This is a genomic window from Variovorax sp. GW821-FHT09D07, from assembly GCF_059416345.1.
In genome coordinates, this window is sequence record NZ_JBWKOY010000004.1 from 240,790 (window position 1) to 266,291 (window position 25,502).

Annotated in this window: 23 protein-coding genes; 6 read left to right on the forward strand and 17 right to left on the reverse strand. The window is 69.6% G+C overall.

Annotated elements, in window-relative coordinates; all coding sequences use genetic code 11:
- Window positions 1-27 precede the first annotated feature (27 nt).
- Entirely contained in the window at window positions 28-1,479 is a 1,452-nt protein-coding gene (locus AC07OX_RS16810) for an aminotransferase-like domain-containing protein (protein WP_495261131.1), read from the forward strand.
- The gene (locus tag AC07OX_RS16815) at window positions 1,476-2,213 is read left to right on the forward strand and encodes a TetR family transcriptional regulator C-terminal domain-containing protein (RefSeq protein ID WP_495261130.1); all 738 of its coding nucleotides are present in this window, start codon (window positions 1,476-1,478) and stop codon (window positions 2,211-2,213) included. Before AC07OX_RS16810 ends, AC07OX_RS16815 begins: the two co-directional genes overlap by 4 nt.
- Here AC07OX_RS16815 and AC07OX_RS16820 read toward each other — a convergent pair.
- On the reverse strand, window positions 2,210-3,535 hold the full coding sequence (locus AC07OX_RS16820; protein ID WP_495261129.1) for a PhzF family phenazine biosynthesis isomerase: 1,326 nt from the start codon (window positions 3,533-3,535) through the stop codon (window positions 2,210-2,212). The genes AC07OX_RS16815 and AC07OX_RS16820 overlap by 4 nt on opposite strands.
- Window positions 3,536-3,537: 2 nt before the next feature.
- Window positions 3,538-4,524, reverse strand: coding sequence for a Bug family tripartite tricarboxylate transporter substrate binding protein (locus AC07OX_RS16825; RefSeq protein ID WP_495261128.1), 987 nt, complete (start codon window positions 4,522-4,524; stop codon window positions 3,538-3,540).
- A 102-nt stretch (window positions 4,525-4,626) separates the two neighbouring features.
- Here AC07OX_RS16825 and AC07OX_RS16830 point away from each other — a divergent pair, with 102 nt between their 5' ends.
- The gene (locus AC07OX_RS16830; protein WP_495261127.1) at window positions 4,627-5,457 is read left to right on the forward strand and encodes a helix-turn-helix domain-containing protein; all 831 of its coding nucleotides are present in this window, start codon (window positions 4,627-4,629) and stop codon (window positions 5,455-5,457) included.
- 9 nt (window positions 5,458-5,466) lie between these two features.
- Here the strand turns inward: AC07OX_RS16830 and AC07OX_RS16835 are convergent, their stop codons facing one another.
- Both AC07OX_RS16835 and AC07OX_RS16840 read right to left on the reverse strand, forming a co-directional pair.
- Window positions 5,467-6,159, reverse strand: coding sequence for a response regulator (locus tag AC07OX_RS16835; RefSeq protein WP_139702570.1), 693 nt, complete (start codon window positions 6,157-6,159; stop codon window positions 5,467-5,469).
- The gene (locus AC07OX_RS16840) at window positions 6,156-7,733 is read right to left on the reverse strand and encodes an ATP-binding protein (RefSeq protein ID WP_495261126.1); all 1,578 of its coding nucleotides are present in this window, start codon (window positions 7,731-7,733) and stop codon (window positions 6,156-6,158) included. The genes AC07OX_RS16835 and AC07OX_RS16840 overlap by 4 nt, the downstream gene beginning before the upstream one ends.
- A gap of 166 nt (window positions 7,734-7,899) precedes the next feature.
- On the opposite strand from AC07OX_RS16840, the gene AC07OX_RS16845 reads away from it, so the two are divergent.
- The 3 genes from AC07OX_RS16845 to AC07OX_RS16855 are packed head-to-tail and all read left to right on the forward strand — an operon-like array spanning window position 7,900 to window position 9,250.
- The gene (locus tag AC07OX_RS16845) at window positions 7,900-8,160 is read left to right on the forward strand and encodes a hypothetical protein (RefSeq protein ID WP_495263269.1); all 261 of its coding nucleotides are present in this window, start codon (window positions 7,900-7,902) and stop codon (window positions 8,158-8,160) included.
- Window positions 8,150-8,950, forward strand: a complete 801-nt coding sequence (locus AC07OX_RS16850; protein ID WP_495261124.1) for a dioxygenase family protein — start codon at window positions 8,150-8,152, stop codon at window positions 8,948-8,950. The genes AC07OX_RS16845 and AC07OX_RS16850 overlap by 11 nt, the downstream gene beginning before the upstream one ends.
- Window positions 8,951-8,962: 12 nt before the next feature.
- Window positions 8,963-9,250, forward strand: coding sequence for a hypothetical protein (locus AC07OX_RS16855; protein ID WP_495261123.1), 288 nt, complete (start codon window positions 8,963-8,965; stop codon window positions 9,248-9,250).
- On the opposite strand, the gene AC07OX_RS16860 is transcribed toward AC07OX_RS16855, so the two are convergent.
- The 13 genes from AC07OX_RS16860 to AC07OX_RS16920 form a co-directional block, all read right to left on the reverse strand.
- Window positions 9,225-9,908: a response regulator gene (locus AC07OX_RS16860; RefSeq protein ID WP_492738051.1), complete on the reverse strand. Its 684-nt coding sequence runs from the start codon at window positions 9,906-9,908 to the stop codon at window positions 9,225-9,227. The genes AC07OX_RS16855 and AC07OX_RS16860 overlap by 26 nt on opposite strands.
- A gap of 17 nt (window positions 9,909-9,925) precedes the next feature.
- Window positions 9,926-12,331, reverse strand: a complete 2,406-nt coding sequence (gene bamA / locus AC07OX_RS16865; protein WP_495261122.1) for an outer membrane protein assembly factor BamA — start codon at window positions 12,329-12,331, stop codon at window positions 9,926-9,928.
- A gap of 75 nt (window positions 12,332-12,406) precedes the next feature.
- Window positions 12,407-13,063: a nuclease-related domain-containing protein gene (locus AC07OX_RS16870; protein ID WP_495261121.1), complete on the reverse strand. Its 657-nt coding sequence runs from the start codon at window positions 13,061-13,063 to the stop codon at window positions 12,407-12,409.
- A 348-nt stretch (window positions 13,064-13,411) separates the two neighbouring features.
- Window positions 13,412-15,073, reverse strand: a complete 1,662-nt coding sequence (locus tag AC07OX_RS16875; RefSeq protein WP_489057835.1) for a Na/Pi cotransporter family protein — start codon at window positions 15,071-15,073, stop codon at window positions 13,412-13,414.
- A gap of 73 nt (window positions 15,074-15,146) precedes the next feature.
- Window positions 15,147-16,004: a phosphodiesterase gene (locus AC07OX_RS16880; RefSeq protein ID WP_495261120.1), complete on the reverse strand. Its 858-nt coding sequence runs from the start codon at window positions 16,002-16,004 to the stop codon at window positions 15,147-15,149.
- Window positions 16,001-17,074 carry an ABC transporter ATP-binding protein gene (locus AC07OX_RS16885; protein ID WP_495261119.1) on the reverse strand — a complete coding sequence of 358 codons (1,074 nt, stop codon included), beginning with the start codon at window positions 17,072-17,074 and terminating at the stop codon, window positions 16,001-16,003. Before AC07OX_RS16885 ends, AC07OX_RS16880 begins: the two co-directional genes overlap by 4 nt.
- Complete coding sequence (locus AC07OX_RS16890; protein ID WP_062480906.1) at window positions 17,064-17,864, reverse strand: ABC transporter permease; 801 nt, start codon at window positions 17,862-17,864, stop codon at window positions 17,064-17,066. The genes AC07OX_RS16885 and AC07OX_RS16890 overlap by 11 nt, the downstream gene beginning before the upstream one ends.
- A 2-nt stretch (window positions 17,865-17,866) precedes the next feature.
- Complete coding sequence (locus tag AC07OX_RS16895) at window positions 17,867-18,703, reverse strand: ABC transporter permease (RefSeq protein ID WP_495261118.1); 837 nt, start codon at window positions 18,701-18,703, stop codon at window positions 17,867-17,869.
- Between the two features lie 16 nt (window positions 18,704-18,719).
- Window positions 18,720-19,733: an ABC transporter substrate-binding protein gene (locus tag AC07OX_RS16900; RefSeq protein ID WP_495261117.1), complete on the reverse strand. Its 1,014-nt coding sequence runs from the start codon at window positions 19,731-19,733 to the stop codon at window positions 18,720-18,722.
- 28 nt (window positions 19,734-19,761) lie between these two features.
- Complete coding sequence (locus AC07OX_RS16905) at window positions 19,762-20,781, reverse strand: LacI family DNA-binding transcriptional regulator (protein ID WP_495261116.1); 1,020 nt, start codon at window positions 20,779-20,781, stop codon at window positions 19,762-19,764.
- Between the two features lie 163 nt (window positions 20,782-20,944).
- Window positions 20,945-21,460: a signal peptidase II gene (gene lspA, locus AC07OX_RS16910; RefSeq protein ID WP_062480914.1), complete on the reverse strand. Its 516-nt coding sequence runs from the start codon at window positions 21,458-21,460 to the stop codon at window positions 20,945-20,947.
- A complete protein-coding gene (gene ileS, locus AC07OX_RS16915; protein ID WP_495261115.1) occupies window positions 21,460-24,309 on the reverse strand; it encodes an isoleucine--tRNA ligase in 2,850 nt (949 codons plus the stop codon). Before ileS ends, lspA begins: the two co-directional genes overlap by 1 nt.
- 125 nt (window positions 24,310-24,434) lie before the next feature.
- Window positions 24,435-25,472: a bifunctional riboflavin kinase/FAD synthetase gene (locus AC07OX_RS16920; protein ID WP_495261114.1), complete on the reverse strand. Its 1,038-nt coding sequence runs from the start codon at window positions 25,470-25,472 to the stop codon at window positions 24,435-24,437.
- Window positions 25,473-25,502: the final 30 nt, after the last annotated feature.

A 25,502-nucleotide genomic window follows, 5' to 3' on the forward strand; every position in this document is an offset into this window, starting at 1 on the left:
GCATGCGTTTCTCAAGGAGACCCGGTGATGCAGAGTTCAAGCAACGCATCGGCGCTGCGCCAGCCGGCGCCGGCCGGTGCCGGTTGGATGCAGGGCCTGATGGGCGACATGGACGAAGCCGCGCCCGGCCTCGGGCTGGCGCAGCGCCTCGTGGTGGGCGTCGAGTTGCGCGTCATCGATGGGCGCCTGGCGCCCGGCACCAAGATGCCTTCGGTGCGCGCGCTGGCCGGCAAGCTGGGCATCAGCACCTTCACCGTCACCGAGTCGTACAGCGCCTTGCGCGCGCGCTCGGTGCTGGCCTCCCGGCCGGGCAGCGGCTACTACGTGCTGCATCGGCCGTCGCGCGTGGCAACCGACGACGCCGATGCGGTGCCGCGCATGACCGACACCGCCACGGCCCACGACCGCCCGCCACCCGCCGAATACCGGGGCGATGACCTGGTGCGTGAAGCCATGCGCCGCGTGGCGCGCTCGGCCCCCGAATGGGACAGCGGCACGCGCCAGGGTTTCGGCCTGCCGCGCCTGCGCGAACTGATCGCCGCGCGCCATCGCGCCGAATTGCCCGCACTGGGCCCGCAGCAGGTCATGACGGCAGCCGGCAGCCTGGGCGCCACGATGTGCTTGCTGCAGGCCTGGACCGAACCCGGCGACGCGGTGCTGGTCGAGTCGCCCGCACCGCGCCAGCTGCGCAGCCTGATCCGCACGCTGGGCCGTCGCATGCTCGAAGTGCCACGGCGCGGCGGTTGCCTCGACATCGCCGCGCTCGACAGCCATGCCGCGATGTTGCCTGCGGCAAGCCGCCAGCGCCTGCTGTTCCTGTCGACGGCAGTTTCCAATCCGCTGGGCGTGTGCATGAGCCCGCAGGGCGCGCACCAGGCGCTGCAGGCGGCCGAGCGGCACGACCTGCGCGTGATCGAGCTCGACACCTGGCGCGGGCTCTCGCCGTTGCAGGCGCCCAGCCTTGCCGCGATGGACGGGCTGCAGCGCGTGGCGCAGGTCGGTGGCGTGTCCACCACGCTCTCGGCCAAGCTGCGGCTTGCACATGTGCTGCTGCCGCAGCATTGGGTCGACGATGCGGCCTTGCGCTGCCTGCACACCACGCTCGGCCCGAGCGAGTTCGAGGAGCGCGTCGCCTGCGAGGTGCTGGCCGATGCCGGCTATCCGCGCTTCCTGCAGAAGCTCAACACCGCGCTGAAGATCGCCGGTGAGCGCACGCTGTCGCTGTTGACCGGCGCGGGCCTGCAGGCGCTGTGCGTGCCCGATGGCGGTCCCTTTCTCTGCGCAGGCTGGCCGCCCGGCTGTGAGCCTCGTCCATCGAGCGATGCGGTGCTGCAGGAGGCGCGCAAGCAGGGCTTGCCGCTCGCGGCCGCGACCGATTTCGGCGACATGCCGCAGCCCTTTGCCTGGTACCGCTTCAACGTCGCGCACTGCGGCGACGAGCGACTGGTGCGCTTCCTGGCGCGGATGAAAAACCCATGAGCGCTGCGCCACCCCTGCGAACTGCGGCGCGTCCTCCCGCCGTGAAGCGCCAGGCCCGCCGCCAGAACCTCGAGAGCGCCATCCTCGCGGTGGCGCAGGAGCGCTTTGCCCTGCACGGCTACGGCGGCGTGTCGGTCGACGACATCGCGGCCGACGCGGGCATCTCCAAGCAGAGCCTGCTGTACTACTTCCCCTCGAAGAAGGCGCTGTACAGCCGCGTGTTCAACGACGTGCTCGACTCGTGGCTGTCGAACCTCAACAGCCTGGCCGACGCCGACCTCGACCCGCATGCCGCGCTGGAGCGCTACGTCACGCAGAAGCTGCAGTTCTCGTACGACCACCCTTCGGGCTCGCGGCTGTTCGCGCAGGAAATCATTTCGCAGGCGCCGCAATGCGCCGACGACATCGAGGCCAAGCTGGTGCCGGCCTTCCGCGCCGAAGCGGCCGTGTTGAACCGCTGGATGGCCAATGGCGACGTGGCGCCGCTGCCCGTGCCGCACCTGCTGTTCACGCTGTGGGCGATGACGCAGACCTACGCCGACTTCGCCTGGCAGATGCGGATGCTGCTCGGCAAGCAGGCGCTGGAGCCGGCCGACTTCGACCTGGCCCGCGAGACCATCCTGCGGATGCTCGAAGGCGCGCTGGGGCTGAAGCGGCCCGCCACCTCGGCGGTGGTGACGAGCGGGCACGCTGCGATGCCGTGCGCGGAAAAAACCGGCAAGGGCAGGGCCTAGTCGCGCGTCTCGAGCACTATCGACACCTCGACCACGCCACCGCGAGGCAGTGATGCGACGCCCACGGTGGTGCGGACCGGCTGGGGGGCATCGGGGAAGATCTGTTGCAGCGCCGCCGAGGCCGCGTCCATCACCTGGGCGTGGTCCTTGAAGTCGCCGCAAGCCTGGAGGTAGCCGTTCAGTGCCACGACGCGCACGACGCGCGAGAGGCTGCCGAGCTCGTCTTGTGCCGCGCGCAGCAGGGCGCCGACGCAAGCCACTGCGGCCCGCTGACCGCGCGGCACATCGTCGGGGCCGTCGAGCCGGCCTGTGATCACCTGGCCGTTCTCGCGCGCCACCACGCCGCTCGTGTGCAGCAGACTGCCGGCCCTCGCGAATGTGGCGTAAGTACCCGATGGCTTGGCCCGCGCCACTTCAGGTGGGCACAGCCGGTCGAGCAGAAAGTCTTCGGGTTGCGCATCGCAGGCCTCGCCGCCGACCCAGCAACCTTCCTGCGTGTTCGCATCCGATGGCAATCCCACGTGGATCGCGGAGGGCGAACCCATTGCTTCTCCCTGCCGCACGGTCACTGACAGCGCCTCGTGGCCGACCAGCTTGAGGTGGCGCAGGCCCCAGGCCAGCGCGGCGGCGGCGATGCCCGTGGCGGCGTCTTCCGGGTAGCCGGAAGATTTGGGAAATTGCCGTGCGTTGACCGTGTCGGTCTCGTCCCGTGACATGGCATAGGGATACAGCCCGGTGGACCCGAGACGTTCGCACAGCGATTCGACGCGTGCGAAGTCGACGCGCAAGGCGTGCAGCTGCGCGGTGTCGGCCAGGCGAACCAGCGTCTTGACCCGGCTGGTGGCGGCGTTGAGCACCGGCCCCACGATCTGCCCGACCTCGATGCCCAGGCACTGCGCGATGTCTTCGACCAGCCGCTGTTGCGTCACCTCTTCCACCGTGGCGCGCGGCTGGCTGACCTGCACCGTGCCATCGACGCGCCGGCCCGTGACGGTGCCGCTGAGCGTTTCGATCGCGACGGGCGCACCGTCCCATTCGCCGCGCCGGTGCAGCAGCCACAGCGCGCCGACCGTGGCGTGGCCGCACATTTCCATCTCGTGCTTCGGCACGAAGTAGCGCATGCGCAACCGGTGCGCCGGTGTGGTCGGCTTCAGCACGAAGACGGACTCATGACCGCTGAGCCGGGTGTGCGCCTGCATCTGCGCGGTGGAGAGCGCGTCGGCATCGAGCCAGACCGGCGCGGGGTTGCCGCCGACGGATGGATCGGGGCCGACGAACACGCGGATGTTCCGGCAACCGGGCGCAGAAAAAATCGCAGCCATCGTCAATCAGCCCTCGCGTTGACCGAGCGCGCAATGCCGCCCCAGAGCTTGATGTCGTTGCGGATGTGCTCCTCGAACACCTCGGGCCGCACGCTCCACGGCGTCACGCCCTTGGCCAGCATGTCGGTGCGCAGGGCCGGGTCTTTCATCGCGGTGTCGAGCGCGGCGCGCAACCGCTGCACCACCGGCTGTGGCGTGGCGGCCGGTGCCATCAGGCCGTACCAGAGCTGCGGTTTGAAGTCCTTGATGCCGGCCGCCTCGAAGGTCGGCAGGTCGGCGAAACCCGCCGACGGTTCACTGATGGCCAGCGCGCGCATGCGGCCGCCGCGCACCTGCGCCAGCAGCGCGGGCGGGTTGTCGAACAGCGCCTGGATCTGGCCTGCCATCAGGTCGGCCTGCGCGGGCGCGGCACCGCGGTAGGGCACGTGCGTCATCTCGATGCCGGTGCGCTGCTTGAAGAGTTCGCCCGCCAGGTGGCTCAGGCTGCCGTTGCCGATGCTGCCGTAGTTGAGCGCCTGCGGGTTGGCCTTGGCGTAGCCGACGAAGTCCTTCACCGTGCGCGCCGCCAGCGCGGGCGTGACCACCAGCACGAAAGGCGTGGTGCCGATGGTGCCGATCGGCACCAGGTCCTTGAGGGGGTCGTACGGGAGCTTGGGGTACACCGCATCGGCCGAGGCGATGGTGGTCGTGGTGCTGGCCACCAGCGTGTAGCCGTCGGGGTTCGCCTTCGCGCCGAAGCCCGTGCCCACGGTGCCGCCCGCGCCGGAGCGGTTGTCGATGATGACCGACACACCGAGCGCAGCCTGCAGCCGCAGCTGCACCGAACGGAAGATCACGTCCGTTCCGCCGCCGGCGGGGAAGGGTACGATGATGGTGATCGGCTTCACCGGGTAGGCCGGATCGGAGGCCGGCCACGAGGCGGTCGGCCCGTACAGGGCACCGGCGGCGGCCAGGCCCAGGAGCGCGCGGCGCAGAGGTTGAGTAGTCATGGGGTCTTCTTGCAGGAGTGGTCCTTCCGATTCTGTGGAGCGCGCGCCAACGCGTGCGCCCGATTGCGACATGCGCGGCTTCGATTGCGACAAGGAATGGCCATGCCACTGACTTCCAGCCACCCGCCGCCCCGCCAATCGCTGTTCGTCGAACGGCTGTCTCACCAGGCGACGATGGTCGCCAACACCCGCGACCACTACGCCACCGACGCGCACGTGCACGATTGCGACATGCTGTTCGTACCCATCGCAGGCCGCTTCAGCGTGGGCGATGCGCAGGGCGAGGCGCAGCGCCTCGGGCCCGGCCACTTCGTCTGGTTCGCGGCGGGTAGCGCGCATTCGACGACCACGCTCACCGCCGGCCAGAGCCATGTCGCGGTCTACGTCGACCCGGCGCTGTGGGCCACGGCCTTGCAGGCACAGGGCGTCGTGCGGCCCCCGCAAGGCATGCGCGCTGGCAGCACCGCGCTGGGCGCCCTGTCGCAGCGGATGTTCGAATCGACCCGCGCGGGCGACAGCGAGAACTACGTGCTGTGCGGCGCGCTCGTGATGGAGGCCGCGCGCCTGAGCGCCAACCCGTTGTCGGAGGGCGACGCCTCGCCGGCGCTGTGGGTGGCCGAGCTGCTGGCCGAAACGATGCTGCGCGATCTGGCGCAACCCCTGTCGCTCGACGCCTTCGCGCAACAGCACCGGCTGTCGCGCCGGCAGGTGGAGCGGGTCTTCCGCGCGAAGCACGGCATCTCGCCGCTGGAGTTCCTGCAGCGCCAGCGCATCGAACGGGCCGTGTACCTGTTGCAGACCACGCGGGACTCGGTGCTGTCCATCGCGCTGCAGGTCGGCTGGGAGTCGGCGTCCTATCTTTCGCGGATGCTGGAGAAGACCTGGGCGAAGACGGCGACGCAAATTCGCGCGGCAGCCCCTCGACAAAACTAGCCTGGCCGCTCAGGCCGGCGGCGGCGCTTCCCACGCGAAGCCCACGCCATACACCGACCGAATCCAGTCGTGCGCGGGCGTCACCGCGCCGAGCTTGCGGCGCAGGTTCTTCACGTGGCTGTCGATGGCGCGCTCGGTCACGTCCACCGTGTCGTCGTAGGCCAGCTCCAGCAGCCGGGCGCGCGAGAAGATGCGGCCCGGGTGCCGCGACAGCACCTGCAGCAGCCCGAACTCGCGGCGCGTAAGGTTCAGCGGCGTGCCGTCGAGCGAGGCGCGCCAGTGCACGTCGTCGAGCACGAGGCCGGGCGCATCGTCCGGCGCGCCCTGTGCGGCCACGGCCGGCGCGGTGCGGCGCAGCACGGCGCGCACGCGTGCCACCAGCTCGCGCGGCGAGAAGGGCTTGCACACGTAGTCGTCGGCGCCCAGCTCCAGGCCGAGCAGGCGGTCGACCTCCTCGATGCGCGCGGTGAGCATGATGATCGGGTGCGCCGTGTGCTCCCGCGCGCGGCGCAGCACCTCGATGCCATCGAGGCGCGGCAGCATGATGTCGAGCAGCGTGAGGTCGGGCGGCGCGGCGACGATGCGTTCGAGTGCGCTCTGCCCATCGGCGAAGTGCTCGGTGTCGTAGCCGGCGTGGCGCAGGTAGTCCTGCACCACGGAGGCGATGTCGAGTTCGTCCTCGACGATCACGATGCGTGTCATGCGGAAGCCGCCAGCGGAAGGGTGATCGTCATGCGCAGCCCGCCCAGCGGCGAGGGCGCCGCCTCGATGCTGCCGCCGTGCGCCTCGAGGGTCGCGCGGCAGATCGACAGGCCCAGGCCGGAGCCGCCCAGCGCGCGGCTGCGCGAGGTCTCGCCGCGGAACAGGCGGTCGAAGAGGCGCGGAATCTCTTCCTCGGGCACGCCCGGTGCGCTGTCGTCGAACACCAGCGTGAGGCAATTGCCGGTCCATGCGCCTTCGACGCTCACGCCGATGCGCAGCTGGCCGCCGGCGTCGGTGTAGGCCAGCGTGTTCTCCAGCAGGTTCATGAAGACCTGGTGCAGCCGGTGCGCGTCGCCGTCGATCACCGGCTGGGCCGAGGCGGCGATGCGGTCGAGGGCGTCGCGGTCGAGCGCGATGCCGCGCTTCGCGAAGCGGTCGCGCGTGTGGTCGAGCGCCTCCTTCAGCAGCGACAGCGGGTACACCGGCGCCTTCAGCAGGTCGCTCTGGGGCTCGCGCATGCTGCTGCGCAGGTCGTCGACCAGCTGGCCGAGGCGGATCACCTGCCGGTGCATGCGCAGCGCGGTGCGTTCGTCGAAGCTGCGCACGCCGTCCTGCAGCGCCTCGATCTCCGCGCGCATGGCGGCCAGCGGCGTGCGCAGCTCGTGCGCCGCGTCGGCCAGCCAGGCACGGCGCGAGGCCTCGGCCGTGTCCAGGCGCTGCGCCATGTCGTTGAAGGTCTTGCCCAGCAGCGCGAGCTCGTCCGAGCCGTGGACCGCCACGCGCGTCGAGAGCCGCCCGCGCGCCACGTCCTGTGCGGCCTGCGTGAGCGCGTCGATGGGCTGGAACCAGCGGCGCGCCAGCAGCCACGACAGCACCAGCGCAAAGGCCAGGCCACACAGCCCGGTGAGCGCGATCACGCCGGACTGCCGGGCGAGAAAGGCGCGGTCGGCCTCGCTCTCCAGGCCCTGCATCGGCGCGAGCGCGAGGTAGCCGACGACGGTGCGCCCGTGGCGGATCGGCCGGCGCGCGGCGTTCTCCGGGTCGATGGTCGCGCCGACCACGAGCGCGCCGTGGGCATCGAGCACGGCGAGGCGGCGAAAGATCGAGTCGGGCGGGCCGGCCAGGCCGGGGAAGAAGCCCGGGGGCGGCATCAGGAAGCGGCGGGGCAGCAGGTCGAGCTGCGGCGGCGGGGCGGTGGGCGAGAGCCCGCTGGACGGTTCCGCCGGCGGCGCGCCGTCGCCCGGTGTGCCGGGCGCACGGCGCTCGTACCAGGGCGGCAGCCGCCGGTCGTCGGGCGTGGCGGCGCCGTCGATCACCATCGCCGACTGGCCCAGCTGCAGGCGGTGCCAGGCGTCGTCGTTGTCGCGCAGCTTCTTCCAGTCGCCGTTGGCGGTGTAGTGCTTCAGCAGGAGCTGCGAGAGCCAGTCCATGCGGCGGATCTCGATCTCGGCCACGTAGGCGCCCAGGCCCCGCTGCAGCGCGACGATCGAGAAGCCCACGAAGCTCAGCAGCAGCACGATCAGCAGGGCGGCCAGGGCCAGGAAGATCTTGCGGGAGAGGGTCAGGCGCGGCATGGGCTCGGCGGCGGGGGCATGGCCGCATTCTGCGGCATGCGTTTCGGGGGCGGGGATGGCATGGGCAAGCCGCCGATCATGGCGCCCGATTGGGGAGGAATCTGGGAGACGCGTCCTTGCGTGCCTCTCCCACATTTCTCCCGATTCGGATCGCACGATGCCCGCCATGACACCGGACACGCACCGCGCCCCTCCCACCTTCGCCTTCCGCGCACTGGCCGCCGCCGCGCTCGCCTGGGCCTCGCCGGGGCACGCCGCGCCGCCGTCCACGCCCCCGGGCGACGCCGACACCGACCTGCTGCTGTTCCTGCTGGCCGCGTTGTTCTGGGTCGTCGCGCATGCGTGGACGCTGCTCGTGCTCTGGGCCGAGGCCCGGGCTTCGGGCGTGCGAGCGCCTGCCGGAAAGGAGGCTGCCCATGGCCGGTGAAGCGATCGGGCGCCGGGGCCTGCTGGCCGCGATCGGCGCGGCGGGTCTGGCAGCGTCAGCACCAGCGGCTGCCGCACCGCAGAAGCTCCCGCTGACCGCCCAGACCACCGAGGGCCCGTACTACCTGGACCTCGCGAACTTCCGCACCGACCTGACCGACGGCCGCGAGGGCGTGCCGCTCGATGTGCGTTTGCGTGTGCTCGATGCCGCCGGGCGCCCGCTGCGCGGCCTGCGCACCGACCTGTGGCACTGCGACGCGCAGGGCAACTACTCGGGCTTCGGCGGGCAGGGCGACGACCGCACGCGCGGCTTCGAGGGCCAGGCCTTCCTGCGCGGCAGCCAGCGCACCGACCGCGACGGTCAGGCCGTGTTCGCCACGCTCTACCCGGGCTGGTACGCGGGGCGCACCACCCACATCCACGTCAAGGTGCACCACCGCGAGCGCGCCGTGCTCACGACGCAGTTCTTCCTGCCCGATGCGCTCAGCGAGTTCCTCTACACGCAGGTCTCCAGCTACCAGCGCGCGCGGCTGCGCGACACGCTCAACAGCGCCGACGGCATCGCGCTGCGGGCCGGCGACACGGTGCTGGGCGCGGTGCGCGAAGAAGGGCGGCGCTACGTCGCGCTGCTCACGCTGGTGGTCGACCCCGCCGCGCGCCCGGTGACCGAGCGCCCGCCGCCGCCCGGCAAGGGGCCCATGCCAGCGGGCGGCGTGCGGCCGATGCGGCCGCGCACGCCCGAGGGCCTCGCCCGCATCCGCGCGCTGGTGCCGCCGCGCACGGAAGGCTGAGCGGTGTTGCGCATGCCGCTCCCGCCCGCCGCGCCTGCCGATTGGCGGATGACGCCGCGCGCCGCGGTGCGCGCGCTGGCCCACACCTGCGCGGGCGGCCTGGCCTTGTGCAGCCTGGCGCTGGGCATCGGCGTCGCGGCACGCGGCGCCTGCGCGGAGGCACGGCAGGCGGCCGTGCGCCACGCCAGCCTGTCGACGCTGGCGCCGATCATGCAAAGGGGCAGCGAAGGCCGCGGGCCGCGCGGCCACGGCGCATGCAAGGCCGGGCCGGCCCTCAGCCCGGTCGCTGCGCGAAGCTGAACCCCACGCCGTAGACCGAGCGGATCCAGCCGTGCGAGGGCGACACGGCCGCGAGCTTGCGCCGCAGGTTCTTGATGTGCCCGTCGACCGCGCGCTCGTTCACGTCGAGCGCCTCGGGGAAGGCCGCTTCGAGCAGCCTGGCGCGCGTGAACACGCGGCCCGGTTCGCGCGACAGCGCACGCAGCAACAGCAGCTCGCGGCGCGTGAGCGCCAGGGCCCGGCCCTCCAGCCAGGCATGGCCCAGCGCGCTGTCGAAGGCCACGGCCGGCGAGGCCATGCCCACGCTCAGGTCGGGCGGCGCGCGCCGGCGCAGCACCGTGTGCACGCGCGCCACCACCTCGCGCGGCGAGAAGGGCTTGCAGACATAGTCGTCGGCGCCCAGGTCGAAGCCGCGCAGCCGGTCCGCCTCGTGCGCGCGCGCCGTCAGCACGATGATCGGGTGGTCGCTGCGCGCGCGCACCTGCGCGATCACCTGCAACCCGTCGATGCGCGGCAGCACCACGTCGAGCAGCGTGAGCGCCGGCGGCGCGTGCAGGATGCGCTCAAGTGCGGCGGCGCCGTCGCCCAACTGCTCCACCTCGTGGCCCGCGCGCTGCAGCGGGCCCAGCAGCAACGACGCAATGTCGCGTCCGTCTTCCACCAGCAGGATGCGGCTCATGGGGCGTGCGGGCCGGTTCAGAAGGACGTGCCGATCTGGAATTGGAAGCGCTGCGTGCGGTCGGCCGCGATGCCGTTGGCCGTGTCCTCCTTCTGGTAGGCGATCGGCACCGCGTACGCCAGGCGCAGCGGGCCCAGCGGCGAGATCCAGCTGATGCCCAGGCCGGCCGAGGCGCGCAGGCGGTTCTGCGCCTTCCATTGCGCGTCGGTCATGCTGGCCGTGCGTTCGGCGAACACGTTGCCCGCATCGAAGAAGGTGTACAGGCGCAGCGACTTGTCGTTGCCCGCGCCGGGGAAGGGCGTGGTCAGCTCCATGTTGAAGATCGCCTTGCGCGTGCCGCCCAGCGAACCGCCGGTGACCGCGTCGGTGGGGCCCAGCGAGTTCTGCTCGAAGCCGCGGATCGAGCCCAGCCCGCCCGCATAGAAGTTCTTGAAGATCGGGAAGCTGCTGCCGCCCAGCGCCTTCGCATAGCCGAGCTGGCCGTTGAAGGCCAGCGTGTACTGCCTGGACAGGGGCACGTACTGCTGGTACTGGTAGTTGGTCTTCAGGTAGCGCAGCTCGCTGCCCACGCCCAGCTCGAGGTTGGCGCTTTGCAGGCGCCCGCGCGTGGGCACCAGCGCGCTGTCGCGGTCGTCGCGCGACCAGCCCACGGTGGCCGGGATGCCCACCACGTTCCTGCCCGCGCACACCACGCTCGGCGCGGTGCCGGTGCACTGGAAGTAGTCGAGGTAGGCCTGCGGCGTGGCCGTGTAGACGTACGAGCCGTTGACCAGCGTGTACGAACCGTTGGTGCCCGGCGTGAACGAATAACGTTCGACGCCGATGCCCAGGTACACCGTGTCCAGCTCGTTCACCGGCAGCCCGAAGCGCACTGAGCCGCCGTCGCTCGCGAGCTTGTAGTTGCCGTCGGCCTCGTAGTAGGGCCGCGTGGTGGTGTGGAACAGGTTGAAGGTGCGCGAGATGCCGTCCTTCGTGAAGTACGGGTCGGTGGCCGTGAGCGACACCGAGCGGTTGTACGAGCTGGTGTTGACCTGCAGCCCCAGGTAGTTGCCCGAGCCGAACACGTTCTCCTGCGTGATGCCGAAGCTCAGCGAAATCTTGTCGGTCGACGAGTAGCCCGCGCCCAGTTGCAGCGAGCCCGTGGGCTTCTCGGCCACGGTGACGTTCAGGTCGACCTGGTCGTTGCTGCCCGGCACTTCGGCGGTCTCGACGTTCACGTCGGTGAAGAAGCCCAGGCGGTCGACGCGGTCGCGCGACAGCCTGATCTTCGTGCCGTCGTACCAGGCGCCTTCGTACTGGCGGAACTCGCGCCGGATCACCTCGTCGCGCGTGCGCGCATTGCCGCCGATGTTCAGCCGCCGCACATAGGCGCGCCGCCCGGGCTCGGCGTTCAGCACCATCACGACGCGGCGCCGGGCGCGGTCGATCTCGGGCTCGCTTTTCACGCGCGCGAAGGCGTAGCCGAAGGTGCCGAAGTGGTCGGCGAAGGCCTTGGTGGTGGCCGCCACGTCCTCGCCGTTGTAGGGCGCGCCGGGGCGCACGGTGACGAGCGACTTGAACTCGTCCTCGCGCCCCAGGTAGTTGCCTGCCAGCTTCACGCCCGCCACCGCGAACTTCTCGCCCTCGCTGATGTTCACCGTGAGCTCCAGCGTCTGCCGGTCGGGCGAGATCGCGACCTGCGTCGACTCGATGCGGAACTCGAGGTACCCGCGCGTCAGGTAGAACGCGCGCAGCGTTTCCAGGTCGGCGTCGAACTTGGTGCGTGCGTACTGGTTCGACTTCGTGTACCACGCCAGCCAGCCGCCGCTGTCCTGGTCGAACAGGTCGAGCAGCGTGCGTTCATCGAAAGCCTGCTGGCCCACCACGCGCACCCGCGTGATGCGCGCCGGCTCGCCCTCGGTCACGCTGAACGTGAGGTTGACGCGGTTGCGCTCCAGCGGCGTCACGGTGGTGACCACCTGCGCGTTGTAGAGGCTGCGGCCGATGTACTGGCGCTTGAGCTCCTGCTCCGCACGGTCGGCCAGCGCCTTGTCGAAGGGCCGGCCTTCGGCCAGACCGATGTCGCGCAGCGCCTTCTGCAGTGCCGCCTTGTCGAACTCCTTGGTGCCCGCGAAGTCGACATCGGCCACGGTGGGGCGCTCTTCGACGATGACCACGAGCACCTGGCCATTCACGTCGATGCGCACGTCCTTGAACAGTCCGAGGTCGAACAGCGCGCGGATCGCCGCGCTGCCGCGGTCGTCGCTGTACATGTCGCCGGCCTTCAGGCCGAGGGTCGCGAACACCGTGCCCGCTTCGACGCGCTGCAGGCCTTCGAGGCGGATGTCCTGCACGGTGAACGGGTCGACGGCCTGCGCCGGGCAGGCCACCATCGCGAGGCACAGCGCGGCAAGGGCCGCGAGGGACTTGGGAGGATTCGTCATCACGGCATGGTCTTCACCAATGTCGGAGGAATGTGGGACGCCCTCCCGCGCGCAGGGCCGGGTGGTGAGCAGTCGTTACTGCAACCCCATCGCGTTCACCGCCGGCCACGTCACCGCAGGCCGTTCGATGCGTTCGCGGCAGTTCTGCGCATGCGTCTCCAGCGACAGGTCGCCCTGGATCTCCAGCAGCCGCTGCACCGTGCGATCGACCGCCTGCGCGTCCAGCAGCGGATACGTGCGCGCCGTGCGCCCGTTGTTGCGCACCAGGCGTGCGATGTACGGCAGGTCCTGCTGCGTGATCACGGCAGCCGGCATCACACCCTCCAGCTCCACGCCTTCGCACGGCAGCAGCACGAAGTACTGCAGCCGCAGGTCGTCCGGCAGCAGGCTGCGCAGCTGCGTCGTCTTGCGCCCGCCTTGCCAGGCGGGGTCCTTCACCTCACGCGCCCGCGTGCAGCCATGCAGCCGCAAGAACCAGCGCGGCGGCGCCTCGTCGGACTTCTTGCGGTAGACGAACGCGTTGCGCCAGGCCTTGATCTCGAACAGGTACACCCCCGTCTCGCACACGATCACCGCATCGATGCGCGCCGTGGGCACCGCGCAACCGGAGGGCATCGGGATGATGAGGTTGCGAAGAATGCGCAGGTGCGAAAACGCCGGACTGAACGCGGTGGCGAGTTGTTGCACCCCGAGCGACGCGGCGACCGCGCTTTGCTGCAGAACAATGGTCATGTCGAACTCCTTCGGAGCCCCGAGCATTGCCGGCCTTTTAGGAGACTTCTGGTAAACGAGGCAGAGCCTTGCGGTGTTCCCAGGCCGAGCGAAGCAAAGGCCTGTGAGGTTCCCCACCCCTTCTGTATGCGCCGAGGAGCGCAGCGTTTCGCGGATCAGGGCTCGCCCTTGTTTGAGCGAAGCGAGTTTGGGCGAGACCCCGCGAAACGTGAGCACCGCAGGTTGCCCGCAGCGAAGCGGAGGGACGCAGACAGCAGGGTCGCCTTTTCTTTGCTTACTTTCTTTTGGCGAAGCAAAAGAAAGTGAGTCGCCCGCCGGGGCGAGACCCGGCCTCGGGAAACAAAACGATCAGCCTTCGATTTTCCCGAGCCGAGATTCACGAAGCCGGCTCGGCGCCAAGGCCCCGGCAGATTCAAGAATCGGATAAGCAATAGAACAGATATGCGAATTGATCCGCTTCAAATCACTGATCAGATCAATGTGCAGAGAACTCGTCTCGATGCTCAAAGTAGTCCGATCCGACAACCGATCCAGATGGGTAGTGGCGTAGGCCCGCTCCAGATCCCGAAACCGCGCCTTCTCTTCAAGCAGCTTCTGCGCATCCCGAACATTGCCGTTCAAGAACACACTCATGCTCAACCGCAGATTCGCAATCAACCGCTCATGCAGCTCCACGATCTCCGCCATCCCCGCAGCTGAAAAGTTGCGCTGCGGCTTGATCTTCTTGTCCTCGATATCAATGATCACCCGCTCGATGATGTCCCCGATCTGCTCCATGTTGATCGTGAAGCTGATGATGTCCGTCCACCGTCGGCTTTCCTCCTCGCCCAGCGCCTCGCGCGAGATGCGCGTCATGTAGTACTTGATCGCCGAGTACAGCTCGTCCACCGTGTCATCGAGTTGCCGCAGCTCCTGCGCCAGCCGCAGGTCGTTGTTGCGGATCACATCGAGCGTGCCGATGAGCATCGTCTCCACGATGTCCGCCTGGTGCAGCGCCTCGCGCGCCGCGTTCGAAATGGCCAGAGAAGGCGTCGACAGCGCCGAAGGATCGAGGTGGTGCGGCCGGCTCGTGCCCACCGGCTGCGGCGGCACGGGCAGCATGCGCGTCACCAGCTTGGCGACCCACTGCGTGAGACCGATGAAGCCGACGCTGATCACGATGTTGAACGCCAGGTGGAACAGCACCACGCCGTGCGTCTGGTTCGGCAGCTGGGGCTGCACGTAGCGCACCCACAGTCCCACGAACGGCGTGACCAGCGCCACGCCCAGCGCCTTGAACAGCAGGTTGCCCACCGTCACCTGCCGCACCGACACCGCCGAGCGCGCGGTGGTCAGCACCGCCAGCAGGCCGCTGCCGAGGTTGGCGCCGAGCACCAGGCCCAGCGCGACGTCGAGCGGCACCACGTTCGAGCTCGCCATGGCCGCCACCAGCAGCACCACCGCAAGGCTCGAGTACGCCACGATGGCCAGCGCGGCGCCGAGCGTGATCTCCAACAGCACATCGCTGGTGATGGACGCCAGCAGCGCCCGCACGGCCGGCGACGAGAACAGCGGCTCGGTGGCCGCGACCACCAGCTGCAGCGCCAGCAGCATCAGCCCCAACCCGATCAGCACCCGCCCCACGCGCCCCGCCACGGTGGCCGAGCGCGTGATGAACAGCACCACGCCCACGAAGATGAACATCGGCGAGAGCCACGAGAGGTCGGCCGAGAACAGCACCGAGATCAGCGCCGTGCCCACGTCGGCGCCCCGCATCACCGCCAGCGCCGCCGGCAGCGTGACCAGGCCCTGCCCGACGAACGAGGAGGTCATGAGCGACGTGGCCGTGCTCGACTGCACGAGCGCCGTGACGCCGATGCCCGAGAGCGCGGCCGTGAAGCGGTTGCGCATGCTCTGCACGAGGATCTTGCGCAGGTTGGCGCCGAAGACGCGCAGCACGCCGGTGCGCACGAGGTGCGTGCCCCACACCAGCAGGGCGACGGCCGCAAGCAGATTCAGAAGGTGCTTCATGGAGGGCGGGGTCTGACCTTTCTCTTGTTTTCGTTTTGATTCGTTTCAGCCCCATTTTCCACAAGTAGACGCTTCAGTCGATCAGGGCCCCGTTGTCGTGGAAAGGATAAGGGCCTTCGAAGCTGCCGGAAGCCGCCAGGTGGGTGACGAGCCGGCGCCCGGCCGCGGACCAGGCGTGCACGCGGAAGGCGGGCGGCTCCAGCGTCCAGGACGAAGCGGCGTCGGGCGCCAGGTCGAGGCAGACCTGGTGCGCCTGCGCCGGCGAGGTCGAGGCGATGGTGCCGCCGAAGCGCACGTCGATGGCGCGGTGCAGGTGGCCGCAGACCACGCGCTCGACGTTCGTGTAGCGGCGCAGCAGGGCTTCGAGCGCGTCGGCGCCCTCGAGCAGGCCGATCTCGTCCATGTGGCCGATCAGCGTCTCGAAGGGCGGGTGGTGCATGGCGACCACCACGGGCTCGTGGCGGCAGGCGTCGAGCTGGGCTTCGAGCCAGGCCAGGCGCCGCTCGCACAGCGTGCCGTGGCTGGCGCCGGGCACGCAGGTGTCGAGCGTGAGCAGCCGCAGGTCGCCCACACGCACCGAGTACTGCACGAAGCCGTGCGTGTCGGCGCCCGTGCCCAGGTAGGCGTGGCCCGGGAAGCTGCGGCGCAGCTGGTCGCGGTCGTCGTGGTTGCCGGGCAGCAGGTAGACGGGCATCGTCAGCGGCGCGAGCAGGGCGGCCAGGTGGTCGTACTCGGCGGCGCGGCCGAAGTCGGTCAGGTCGCCGGTGATCACCACCGCGTCGGGCGGCTGGCGCAGCGCGAGCACCGACTGCACGGCGCGCGCGAGGTACGGCGCCGTGTCGATGCGGCCGTAGGCCAGCCGGCCGGGCTCGCGGATGTGCAGGTCGGTCAGCTGGACCAGGAAGGTGTTGGGGTTCGTCGTCGTGGTCATGCGCGGGTTTCCTGCGAGGTCATCAGGCGGTCGGCCGGGATGCGCAGGCCCACCGCGTCGCCCGGTCCGAAGGGGTTGTCGCGCCCCACGTCGGCCACCAGCAGGGGCTGGTCCTGCAGGCGCAGGTGCAGCTGCACGCGGTCGCCGAGGAAGGTGCGGCGTTCGACCGTGGCGCGGCCCCAGCCGGGCGCCTCGCCGGGCGGGGGCGCGCCGACCTCGATGTCTTCGGGCCGCACCAGCAGCGTCGCATGCTGCTGCCAGGGGGCGGGGCAGGGCAGCGACGACCCTCCGAGTCGGACAACGCCCTGTGCGATGGCGTCGGCCGCGCGTTCCAGCCGGTTGACCCGGCCCAGGAACTCGGCCACGAAGGGGTGCGCGGGCGCGCGGTACAGGTCTTCGCCGCGCCCGACCTGCACGATGCACCCGGCGCGCATCACAGCGAGCCGGTCGGCGATGGCCAGTGCCTCCTGCTGGTCGTGCGTGACGTGGATGGCCGTGATGTGCAGGCGGCGCAGCAGCTCGGCGAGTTCGTCGCGCAGCGATTCCTTGAGCTTGGCGTCGAGCGCGGCCAGCGGCTCGTCGAGCAGCAGCACGCGCGGGCGCACGGCCACGGCGCGCGCCAGGGCCACGCGCTGGCGCTGGCCGCCCGAGAGCTCGGCGGGGCGCTTGTTCTCCAGGCCGCCCAGTCGCACGAGGTCGACCAGTTCGCCCACGGCGCGTTTCTCTTCCTCGGGCGACACGCCGCGGATGCGCAGGCCGTAGCCGATGTTGGCCGCCACCGTCATCTGCGGAAACAGGGCGTAGCTCTGGAACACCATGCCCACGCCGCGGTGCTCGACCGGGCGCTGCGTGACGTCCTGGTCGCCGAAGACGATGCGGCTGCCGTCGTCGGGCGCTTCCAGCCCGGCGATGAGGCGCAGCAGCGTGGTCTTGCCGCAGCCCGAGGGGCCGAGCAGCGCGAGCACCTCGCCGGCCTCGACCTTGAGATTGGTGGGCTGCAGGCCGCGCGTGCCGTCGGCATACGTCTTCGCGCAGTTCGAGATGTCGACGGGGATGCGTTCAAGTTCCATGGCGTTTCTGCATCAGGTTGGCAAGGTACTGCAGGCCCCACAGCACGGGGAGGATCACTGCGAAAAAGACCAGCGTGTAGGCCGATCCGATCTCGATGCGCATCGAGGCGTAGCTGTCGGCCAGGCCCACGGGCAGCGTGCGCGTGAGCGGCGTGTGCAGCATCCAGGTGAGGTTGAACTCGCCCACCGACAGCGTGAACACCATCAGGCTGCCGGCCACGATGGCGGGGAACACGGCGGGCACCAGGATGCCCATGAAGCGCTGGCGGAAGTTCGCGCCCAGCGAGCGCGCGGCCTCCTCGAGCGCGAGCAGGTCGTCGCGCTGGAAGGCCGAGCTCACGGTGCGCACCATGAAGGGCAGCGTGAAGACGATGTGGCCCACGAGGATGAAGGCGAAGCTCTGGCGGAAGGCCGTGAGCTGGCCGTAGGCGAGGATGAGCGCGAGCGCCGTCGCCAGGCCCGGCACCGCGACCGGCAAGGTCAGCAGCTCCTCGAAGATGCGCGCCGCGCGCGAACGGCTGCGCGCCAGCGTGTAGGCGCAGGGCACGCCGATCAGCACGGTGCACACGACGCAGGCCACGGCCAGCGCGAGCGACCAGCCGACGGTGCCGCCGTAGTTCTCCCACACCTCGCCGAGCCAGCGCAGCGTGAGGCCGCTCTTCAGGCCCGCGCTGTAGTTGTTGACGAGGCCGGCCATCACCGACAGCAGCATCGGCGCGATCATGAAGAGGCTCACGATCACCGTGATGGCGAGCAGGAAAGGGGCGCGGGGTTGCGAAGGGGTCTTCATCATCATCGGGCGACCGGGTTGGCGCCGAAGCGGCGCGCCACGAAGAGCACCAGCCAGGTCACGACACCCAGCGAGATCGACAGCGACGCGGCGAGCGCGAAGTTGGCGTAGTTGGTGAACTCGTTGTAGATGGTGATGGGGATCACCTCGAACTTGCTGGCCAGCGTGAAGGCCGTGCCGAAGGCGCCCATCGAGGTGGCGAACAAAATGGCGCCGCAGGCCAGCGTGGTGGGCGCCAGCTCTGGCATCCACACGTCGCGCGCCACGCGCAGCTTCGAGGCGCCGAGCGAACGCGCCGCCTCTTCGAGCTGTGTGTTCATCGACTCGGCCGCCGCGGCGTAGGTGGCGATGGCGCGAGGCAGCGAGAAATACAGGTAGGCCAGGAACAGCCCGAGCAGGCCGTAGGCGAAGGTGATGCGCTCGCCGACCAGCGCGTCGCTCAGGTCGGCCACCACGCCCTGGCGCCCGCCGAGCAGGATCACGAAGAAGCCGATGATCACGCCCGGGAACGACAGCGGCAGCGTGAGCAGCGACAGCAGCATGCGCTTGCCGGGGAATGCATGGCGCGCGAGGTAGATGCCCACCGCCGCGCCCAGCACCAGCGTGGCCAGCGTCACCGCCACCGACAGCGCGACGGTGTTGGCCATGCTTTGCAGGTAGCGCGCATCGGTCAGCACCGCGAAGTAGGTGGCGGCGCTCTTGTCGGCCGGCAGCGCGAGCAGGCGCACCACCGGCAGCAGCCAGAAGGCCGCGAAGAAGACGGCCGCCGGCGCGACGCAGGCCAGCAATCGCCAGCGCGGGTTCCAGGCGTTGGAGGAGGTGGTGGTGCTGCGTGTCATCGCGCGCGGCGCCGGGTCAGCGCACTTCCTTCAGGTACTGGTCGGAGAAGCCACGCTGCGCGTCGGCCATGCGGGCGTAGTCGACGGTCTTGGCACGGGCGTAGTCGCTCGCGGGCAGGAACTGCGCCTCGATCTCCTTGGGCATCGCGCTGGCGCGCACCGGACGCAGGTAGGCCTTGGCCCAGATCGCCTGGCCTTCGTCGGACAGCGTGAAGTCGAGCACCTTCTTCGCATCGGCCGCGTGCGGCGCCTTGGCGACCAGGCTCATCACGTAGGGCACGGCCAGCGTGCCTTCGCTCGGGATGACGAAGGCGACGTTGGCCTTGTCCTTGTACTTGGCGCGGTAGGCGTTGAAGTCGTAGTCGAGCAGGATCGCGATCTCGCCCGACAGCACGCGCGCGTACGAGGTCTGCTTGGGCACGATGGGCTCGTTCTTCTGCAGCGCCTTGAAGTAGTCGATGGCCGGCTTGAAGTTGTCGAGCGTGCCGCCGCGCGCCTGGTTCACGGCCACGGCGCCCACGTAGCCCACGAAGGCCGAGGCGGGGTCGAGATAACCGATGAGGCCCTTGTACTCGGGCTTGAGCAGGTCGGCCCACGACTTGGGCACCGGCTTGCCCTTGAGCGCGTCGACGTTGACCATGAAGCCGAGCGTGCCCGAGTGGATGGTGAACCAGTTGCCTGCGGGGTCCTTCAGGCCGTCGGGAATGTCCTTCCAGGCGGCCGGCTTGTAGGGCTCGACCACGCCGTCTTTCGCGGCCTGCACCGCGAAGGTCACGCCGAGGTAGGTGACGTCGGCCACGGGGCTGGCCTTTTCGGCGACCAGCTGCGCGAGCGACTGGCCCGAATTTTTGTTGTCGGCCGGCACGGTGATGCCGGTCCTGGCCTTGATGGCCTTGAGCTGGGTGCCCCAGTCGGCCCATTCGGTCGGGCAGTTGTAGCAAATGGCGGTCTGGGCCATGGCGCCGCCGGCGGCGACGAGGGCGGCGGCCAGCACGCCGAGGCGGGCGAGGCGGTGAAAGCGCAGGGACATGGAAGAACTCCTGGGAGGGGTGGTGAGGTCAGGACAGTGCGGCGTCGTTGTCTTCGCGCGCATTCGCGCACGACTCGCCGTCTCGGAAGGCATGGAGCAGCAGCAGGCTCGCGTCGGCCTGCAGCGCGCGGCCACCGGCGATCGCCTGCACCAGCAGCTCGACGCTGTGGCGGCCGATGTCGCTGTTGGGCTGCGCGACGGTGGTGAGCGCGGGCGTGAGGTCTTCGCCGAGCGCGATGCCGTCGAAGCCGACCACGCTGAGGTCGTCGGGCACCGCAAGGCCGCTCAGGTGCGCGGCGCGGATGCTGCGGATGGCGAGCAGGTCGTTCGAGCACATCAGCGCCGTGGGGCGGCTGCGCGGGCGCAGCTCGGCGCACAGCGCATCGACGGCGGTCTCGACGAAGGGCACCTCGACGAGCGGCGGCGCCTCAAGGCCGGCCTCGGCCATGCCGCGCTGGTAGCCGCGGTAGCGCTGCTGCGCGCGGTCCGAGGCGGCCAGCGTGCCGCTGACCATCGCGATGCGGCGGTGGCCCAGCAGCACGAGCCGCGTGACTGCATCGGCCACCGCACCTTCGCTGTCGACCGACACGCAGGGATGGTCGGCGTGCCGGTTGTAGGCCAGCACGTAGGGCACGCCGGCGGCCTGCAGGCGCTGCAGCGCGGCCGAGGTGGACGGGTTCGACACCACGAGGATCAGCCCGTCGACGTTGCCCGCCAGCAGCAGCTGGACGGCACGCTCTTCCTCGTCGAGCCGGTAGCCCGTGGTGACCGGCAGGATCGCGTAGCCGCCCGCGACGGCCGCGCGCGCGATGCCCTGCAGGCATTCGGCAAAGGTCGGGTTCAGCAGCGTGGGCAGCACCACGCCGAGCGTGCGGCTGCGCTGGGTGCGCAGGGTGCGGGCGCTGGCGTTGGGCAGGTAGTTGAGTTCGCGCGCCACGCGCTCCACCAGTTCGCGCGTGGCCGGCGTCACCTTGTCGGGGAAATTGAAGGCGCGCGAGACCGTGGCCACGGAGACCCCGGCCTGGGCGGCTACTGCTTGGATGCTCATCGTGCGGGGTCCGTGGTGGGGTTCATGTAATCGATTACATTGGACCGGCGCAGTATGACTTCGCGATGACAGGGCAGGGAAGTGGGGAGAACCCCGGGGCCGCTGGCGCAGCGTGCGGCCCAAAGAAAAAGGGGCCCGTGGGCCCCTTTGGTCTAGAACTGGCTTACTTGCCGCGTCGGACTCGCCGGATCTCGTCGACGATCAGGCAGATGGCCCCGAGCGTGATGGCGCTGTCCGCCGCATTGAACGCCGGGAAGTACCAGTTGCCCCAGTGGAAGCTCAGGAAATCGACGACGTAGCCGTGCATCATGCGGTCGACCACGTTGCCGATGGCGCCGCCCAGGATGCAGGCCATCGCGAACGAGAAGAGCTTCTGGCCCGCGTGCGACCTCAGCATCCAGACGATGAAGATCGCCGCCGCCACGCCGATGGCCGTGAAGAACCAGCGCTGCCAGCCCGAGTGGTCGGCCAGGAACGAGAAGGCGGCGCCCGTGTTGTGCGCGCGCACGACGTTGAAGAAGCTCGTCACGTAGGTCGCATCGCCGAGCTTGTAGTAGCCCAGGATCAGCGTCTTGGTGAACTGGTCGATGATCACGATGATCGTCGCCAGCCCGAGCCAGGGCCAGATGCTGGCCCCGCGCGAACGCGAGGCCGACGAGGCGGAACGTGCGGTCGCCATCAGGCCACGCTGCGCGATTCGCCCGCGCCGAACAGGTTGCTCGTGCAGCGGCCGCAGATGGTCGGGTGCGCCGGGTCTTGGCCCACGTCCTCGCGGTAGTGCCAGCAGCGTTCGCATTTCTGCGCGGTGCTGGGCGTGACCACGGTCGACAGGGTGTCGCCCGCCGCCAGCGCCACGGCCGAGGCGATGAACACGAACTTCAGGTCGTCGCCCAGCGAACCCAGCAGCGCGAGGTCGTCGGCCGGTGCGTTCAGCTGCAGGTTGGCCTGCAGCGACGAGCCGACCTTGCCTTCGGCGCGCACCGCCTCGATGTCCTTGTTGACGCCGTCGCGGATCTCGCGGATGCGGCCCCACTTGGCGAGCAGTGCTTCGTCGGGTGCGGCGAACTGGCTGTAGGTCTGCGTGAAGATCGACTCGCCGGCCTTGCCGGTGCTCACGATCTTCCAGGCCTCTTCGGCCGTGAAGCTCAGGAAGGGCGCCATCCAGCGCAGCATGGCTTGCGAGATGTGCCACAGCGCGGTCTGCGCGCTGCGGCGCGCGAGCGAGCCCGGGGCCGTCGTGTACAGGCGGTCCTTCAGGATGTCGAGGTAGAAGCCGCCCAGGTCTTCCGAGCAGTAGATCTGCAGCTTGGCCACCACCGGATGGAACTCGTACACCTGGTAGTGCGCGAGGATCTCGGCCTGGAACTGCGCCGCGCGCGACATGGCGTAGCGATCGATCTCGAACAGCTGGTCGAGCGGCACGGCATCCTTCGCGATGTCGAAGTCGCTGGTGTTCGCGAGCAGGAAGCGCAGCGTGTTGCGGATGCGGCGGTAGGCGTCGACGACGCGCGCGAGGATCTTGTCGTCGCCCGCGATGTCGCCCGAGTAGTCGCTCGCGGCCACCCACAGGCGGATGATTTCCGAGCCCAGCTTGTTGCTGATTTCCTGCGGGTCGATACCGTTCTTGAGCGACTTGCTCATCTTGATGCCCTTGGCATCCACCGTGAAGCCGTGCGTGAGCAGGCCCTTGTACGGTGCGCGGTCTTCCAGCATGCAGGCGATCAGCAGCGACGAGTGGAACCACCCGCGGTGCTGGTCGTGGCCTTCGAGGTACAGGTCGGCCTCGGGGCCGCTCTCGTGGTGCACGTTGGGGTGCGTGCCGCGCAGCACGTGCGAGAAGGTCGAGCCCGAGTCGAACCACACCTCGAGGATGTCGGTGCTCTTGGTGTAGCTCGGTGCGTCTTCGGCGCCCAGGATGTCTTCGACCGTGACGCGGCTCCAGGCCTCGATGCCGCCCTTCTCGACGATGTCGGCGGCCTGGTCGAGGATTTCCATGGTGCGCGGGTGCAGCTCGCCCGAATCCTTGTGCAGGAAGAACGGGATCGGCACGCCCCAGCTGCGCTGGCGGCTGATGCACCAGTCGGGCCGGCCGGCGATCATGTCGTGCAGGCGGGCCTTGCCGTTCTCGGGGTAGAAGCTGGTCTGTTCGATCGCGTCGAGCGCGGTCTGGCGCAGCGTCTTGGGCGCCTTGTCCTTCGTGAACACGCCTTCGCCCTCGTCCATGCGCACGAACCACTGCGCGGCCGCGCGGTAGATCACCGGCGTCTTGTGGCGCCAGCAGTGCGGGTAGCTGTGGGTGATGGTCTCGGTGGTCAGCAGCCGGTTGGCGTCGCGCAGCGCGGCGATGATGACCGGCACGGCCTTCCAGATGTTCTGGCCGCCGAACAGCGGAAAGTCGGGCGCGTAGCTGCCGTTGCCCTGCACCGGGTTCAGGATGTCGTCGTACGCCACGCCGTGGGCGATGCAGGAGTTGAAGTCGTCCACGCCGTAGGCAGGCGACGAGTGCACGAGGCCGGTGCCGTCGGTGGCGGTGGCGTAGTCGGCCAGGTAGATGGGCGACAGGCGCTGGTAGCCCGCATCCACGTCGTACAGCGGGTGCTCGAACTCGAGCCCGCCGAGCGCCTCGCCCTTGACCGTGGCCAGCACCTTGCCGTCGAGCGCGTAGCGCGTCATGCACATCTCGACCAGCGAGTTGGCCAGGATCAGCAGGCCGCGCTCGGTGTCGACCAGCGAGTACTCGAGCTCGGGGTTGAGGTTGATCGCCTGGTTGGCGGGGATCGTCCACGCGGTGGTGGTCCAGATCACGGCAAAGATGTCGCCCAGGATCGTGTGGTCGGTGCCGAAGGCCTTGAGCACCTTCTCGCGCTCGTGCGCCTTGAAGGCCACGTCGATGGTCTGGCTCTTCTTGTCGGCGTATTCGATCTCGAACTCGGCCAGCGACGAGCCGCAGTCGAAGCACCAGTACACGGGCTTGAGGCCCCGGTACACGAAGCCGCGCTCGATCACGCGCTTGAACGCGCGCAGCTCGCCGGCTTCATTGGCGAAGTCCATCGTCTTGTAGGGGTGGTCCCATTCGCCCAGCACGCCCAGGCGCTGGAAGTCGACCATCTGCTGGGCGATCTGCTCCGTGGCGTAGGCGCGGCTCTTGGCCTGCATCTCGTCGCGGCTGAGGTTGCGGCCGAACTGCTTTTCGATGGCATTCTCGATCGGCAGGCCGTGGCAGTCCCAGCCGGGCACGTACAGCGCGTCGAAGCCTTCGAGCTGGCGCGCCTTGGTGATCATGTCCTTGAGGATCTTGTTCACCGCGTGGCCCATGTGGATCTGGCCGTTGGCGTAAGGCGGGCCGTCGTGCAGGATGAACTTGGGCGCGCCGTGGCGGGCGTCGCGCAGGCGGTGGTAGCGGCCTTCGTCGTTCCATTCCTTCACCCAGCCCGGTTCGCGCTTGGGCAGGTCGCCGCGCATCGGGAAGGGGGTGTCGGGCAGGTTCAGCGTGGAACGGTAATCTTTGGGGGAAGCGGCGTCAGACATGGTGGGGTGCGGCGAAACAGAGGGGCTTCGACAGGCTCAGCCCGAACTGCATTGAGCGGTCGGTGCGGAAGATATAGCCGTTCGCCCTGAGCTTGTCGAAGGGCGGCAGCACGGGGCGTGCAGGGCTAAATTCGGTCGCGCGTGGTCTGGCGGTGGGTCTCGGCGTGGGTCGATGCGAAGAACGCGCGTGCGTCGCGGCCATCCTTCGCGATGCCCGCAGTGAGGGCTTCGAGGCTGGTGTAGCGCAATTCGTCGTGCAGTTTGTGCAGGAGTTCCACGCGCACGATTTTACCGTAGGCCCCTTCGGCCCCCAGATGCGAGGGCCACTCCAGGCAATGCGTCTCCAGCAGCACGCGCCCGGCGTTGACGTCGTTGGCGTCCAGCGAGGGTCGCACGCCGAGGTTCGCGACACCCGGCAGCGGCTGGTCGGCCAGGCCGTGCACCAGCACCGCGAAGATGCCGTTGGCGGCTGGTTTCCAGTGCTTGAAGCGCAGGTTGAGGGTGCGAAAACCGTCGTCCTTGCCCGGCGACGACGCGCCCAGCGCCCGGCCCAGCTTGCGGCCGTGGACCACGTGGCCCGAGATCGTGTACGGGCGCCCCAGCAGGGTGTGGGCGTCGGCCATGCGGCCTTCGGCCAGCGCCTCGCGCACGGCCGAGCTGGACACGCGCAGGCCGTGCACCTCGTAGCTGTTCATACGCGCGACGTCGAAGCCCTGGGCTTCACCGGCGGCATCGAGCATGGCGTAGTCGCCCGCGCGCTTGGCGCCGAAGCGGAAGTCGTCGCCCACCAGCACGTAGCGCGCGCCCAGGCCGTCGATCAGCACGTTCTGGATGAACGCCTCGGGCGACTGGGACGCCAGCCGGCCGTCGAAAGGCAGCACGATGGTCTGGTCGACGCCGCAGGCCGCCAGCTCGGTCAGCTTGTCGCGCAGCGTGCCGATGCGCGCCGGGGCCAGGTCGGGTTTCTTGGTGACGGCGGCGAAGTAGTCGCGCGGGTGCGGCTCGAAGGTCAGCACGCAGCTGGGCAGCCCGCGATGGCGGGCCTCGGTCTGCAACAGCGCCAGCATGGCCTGGTGGCCGCGGTGGACGCCGTCGAAATTGCCGATCGTGAGGGCGCAGGCCGGAGCTACGCCCGGGTGTCGGAAGCCGCGGAAAACCTGCATGGGAGAGTATCTTTTTGATAGCGCCTGATG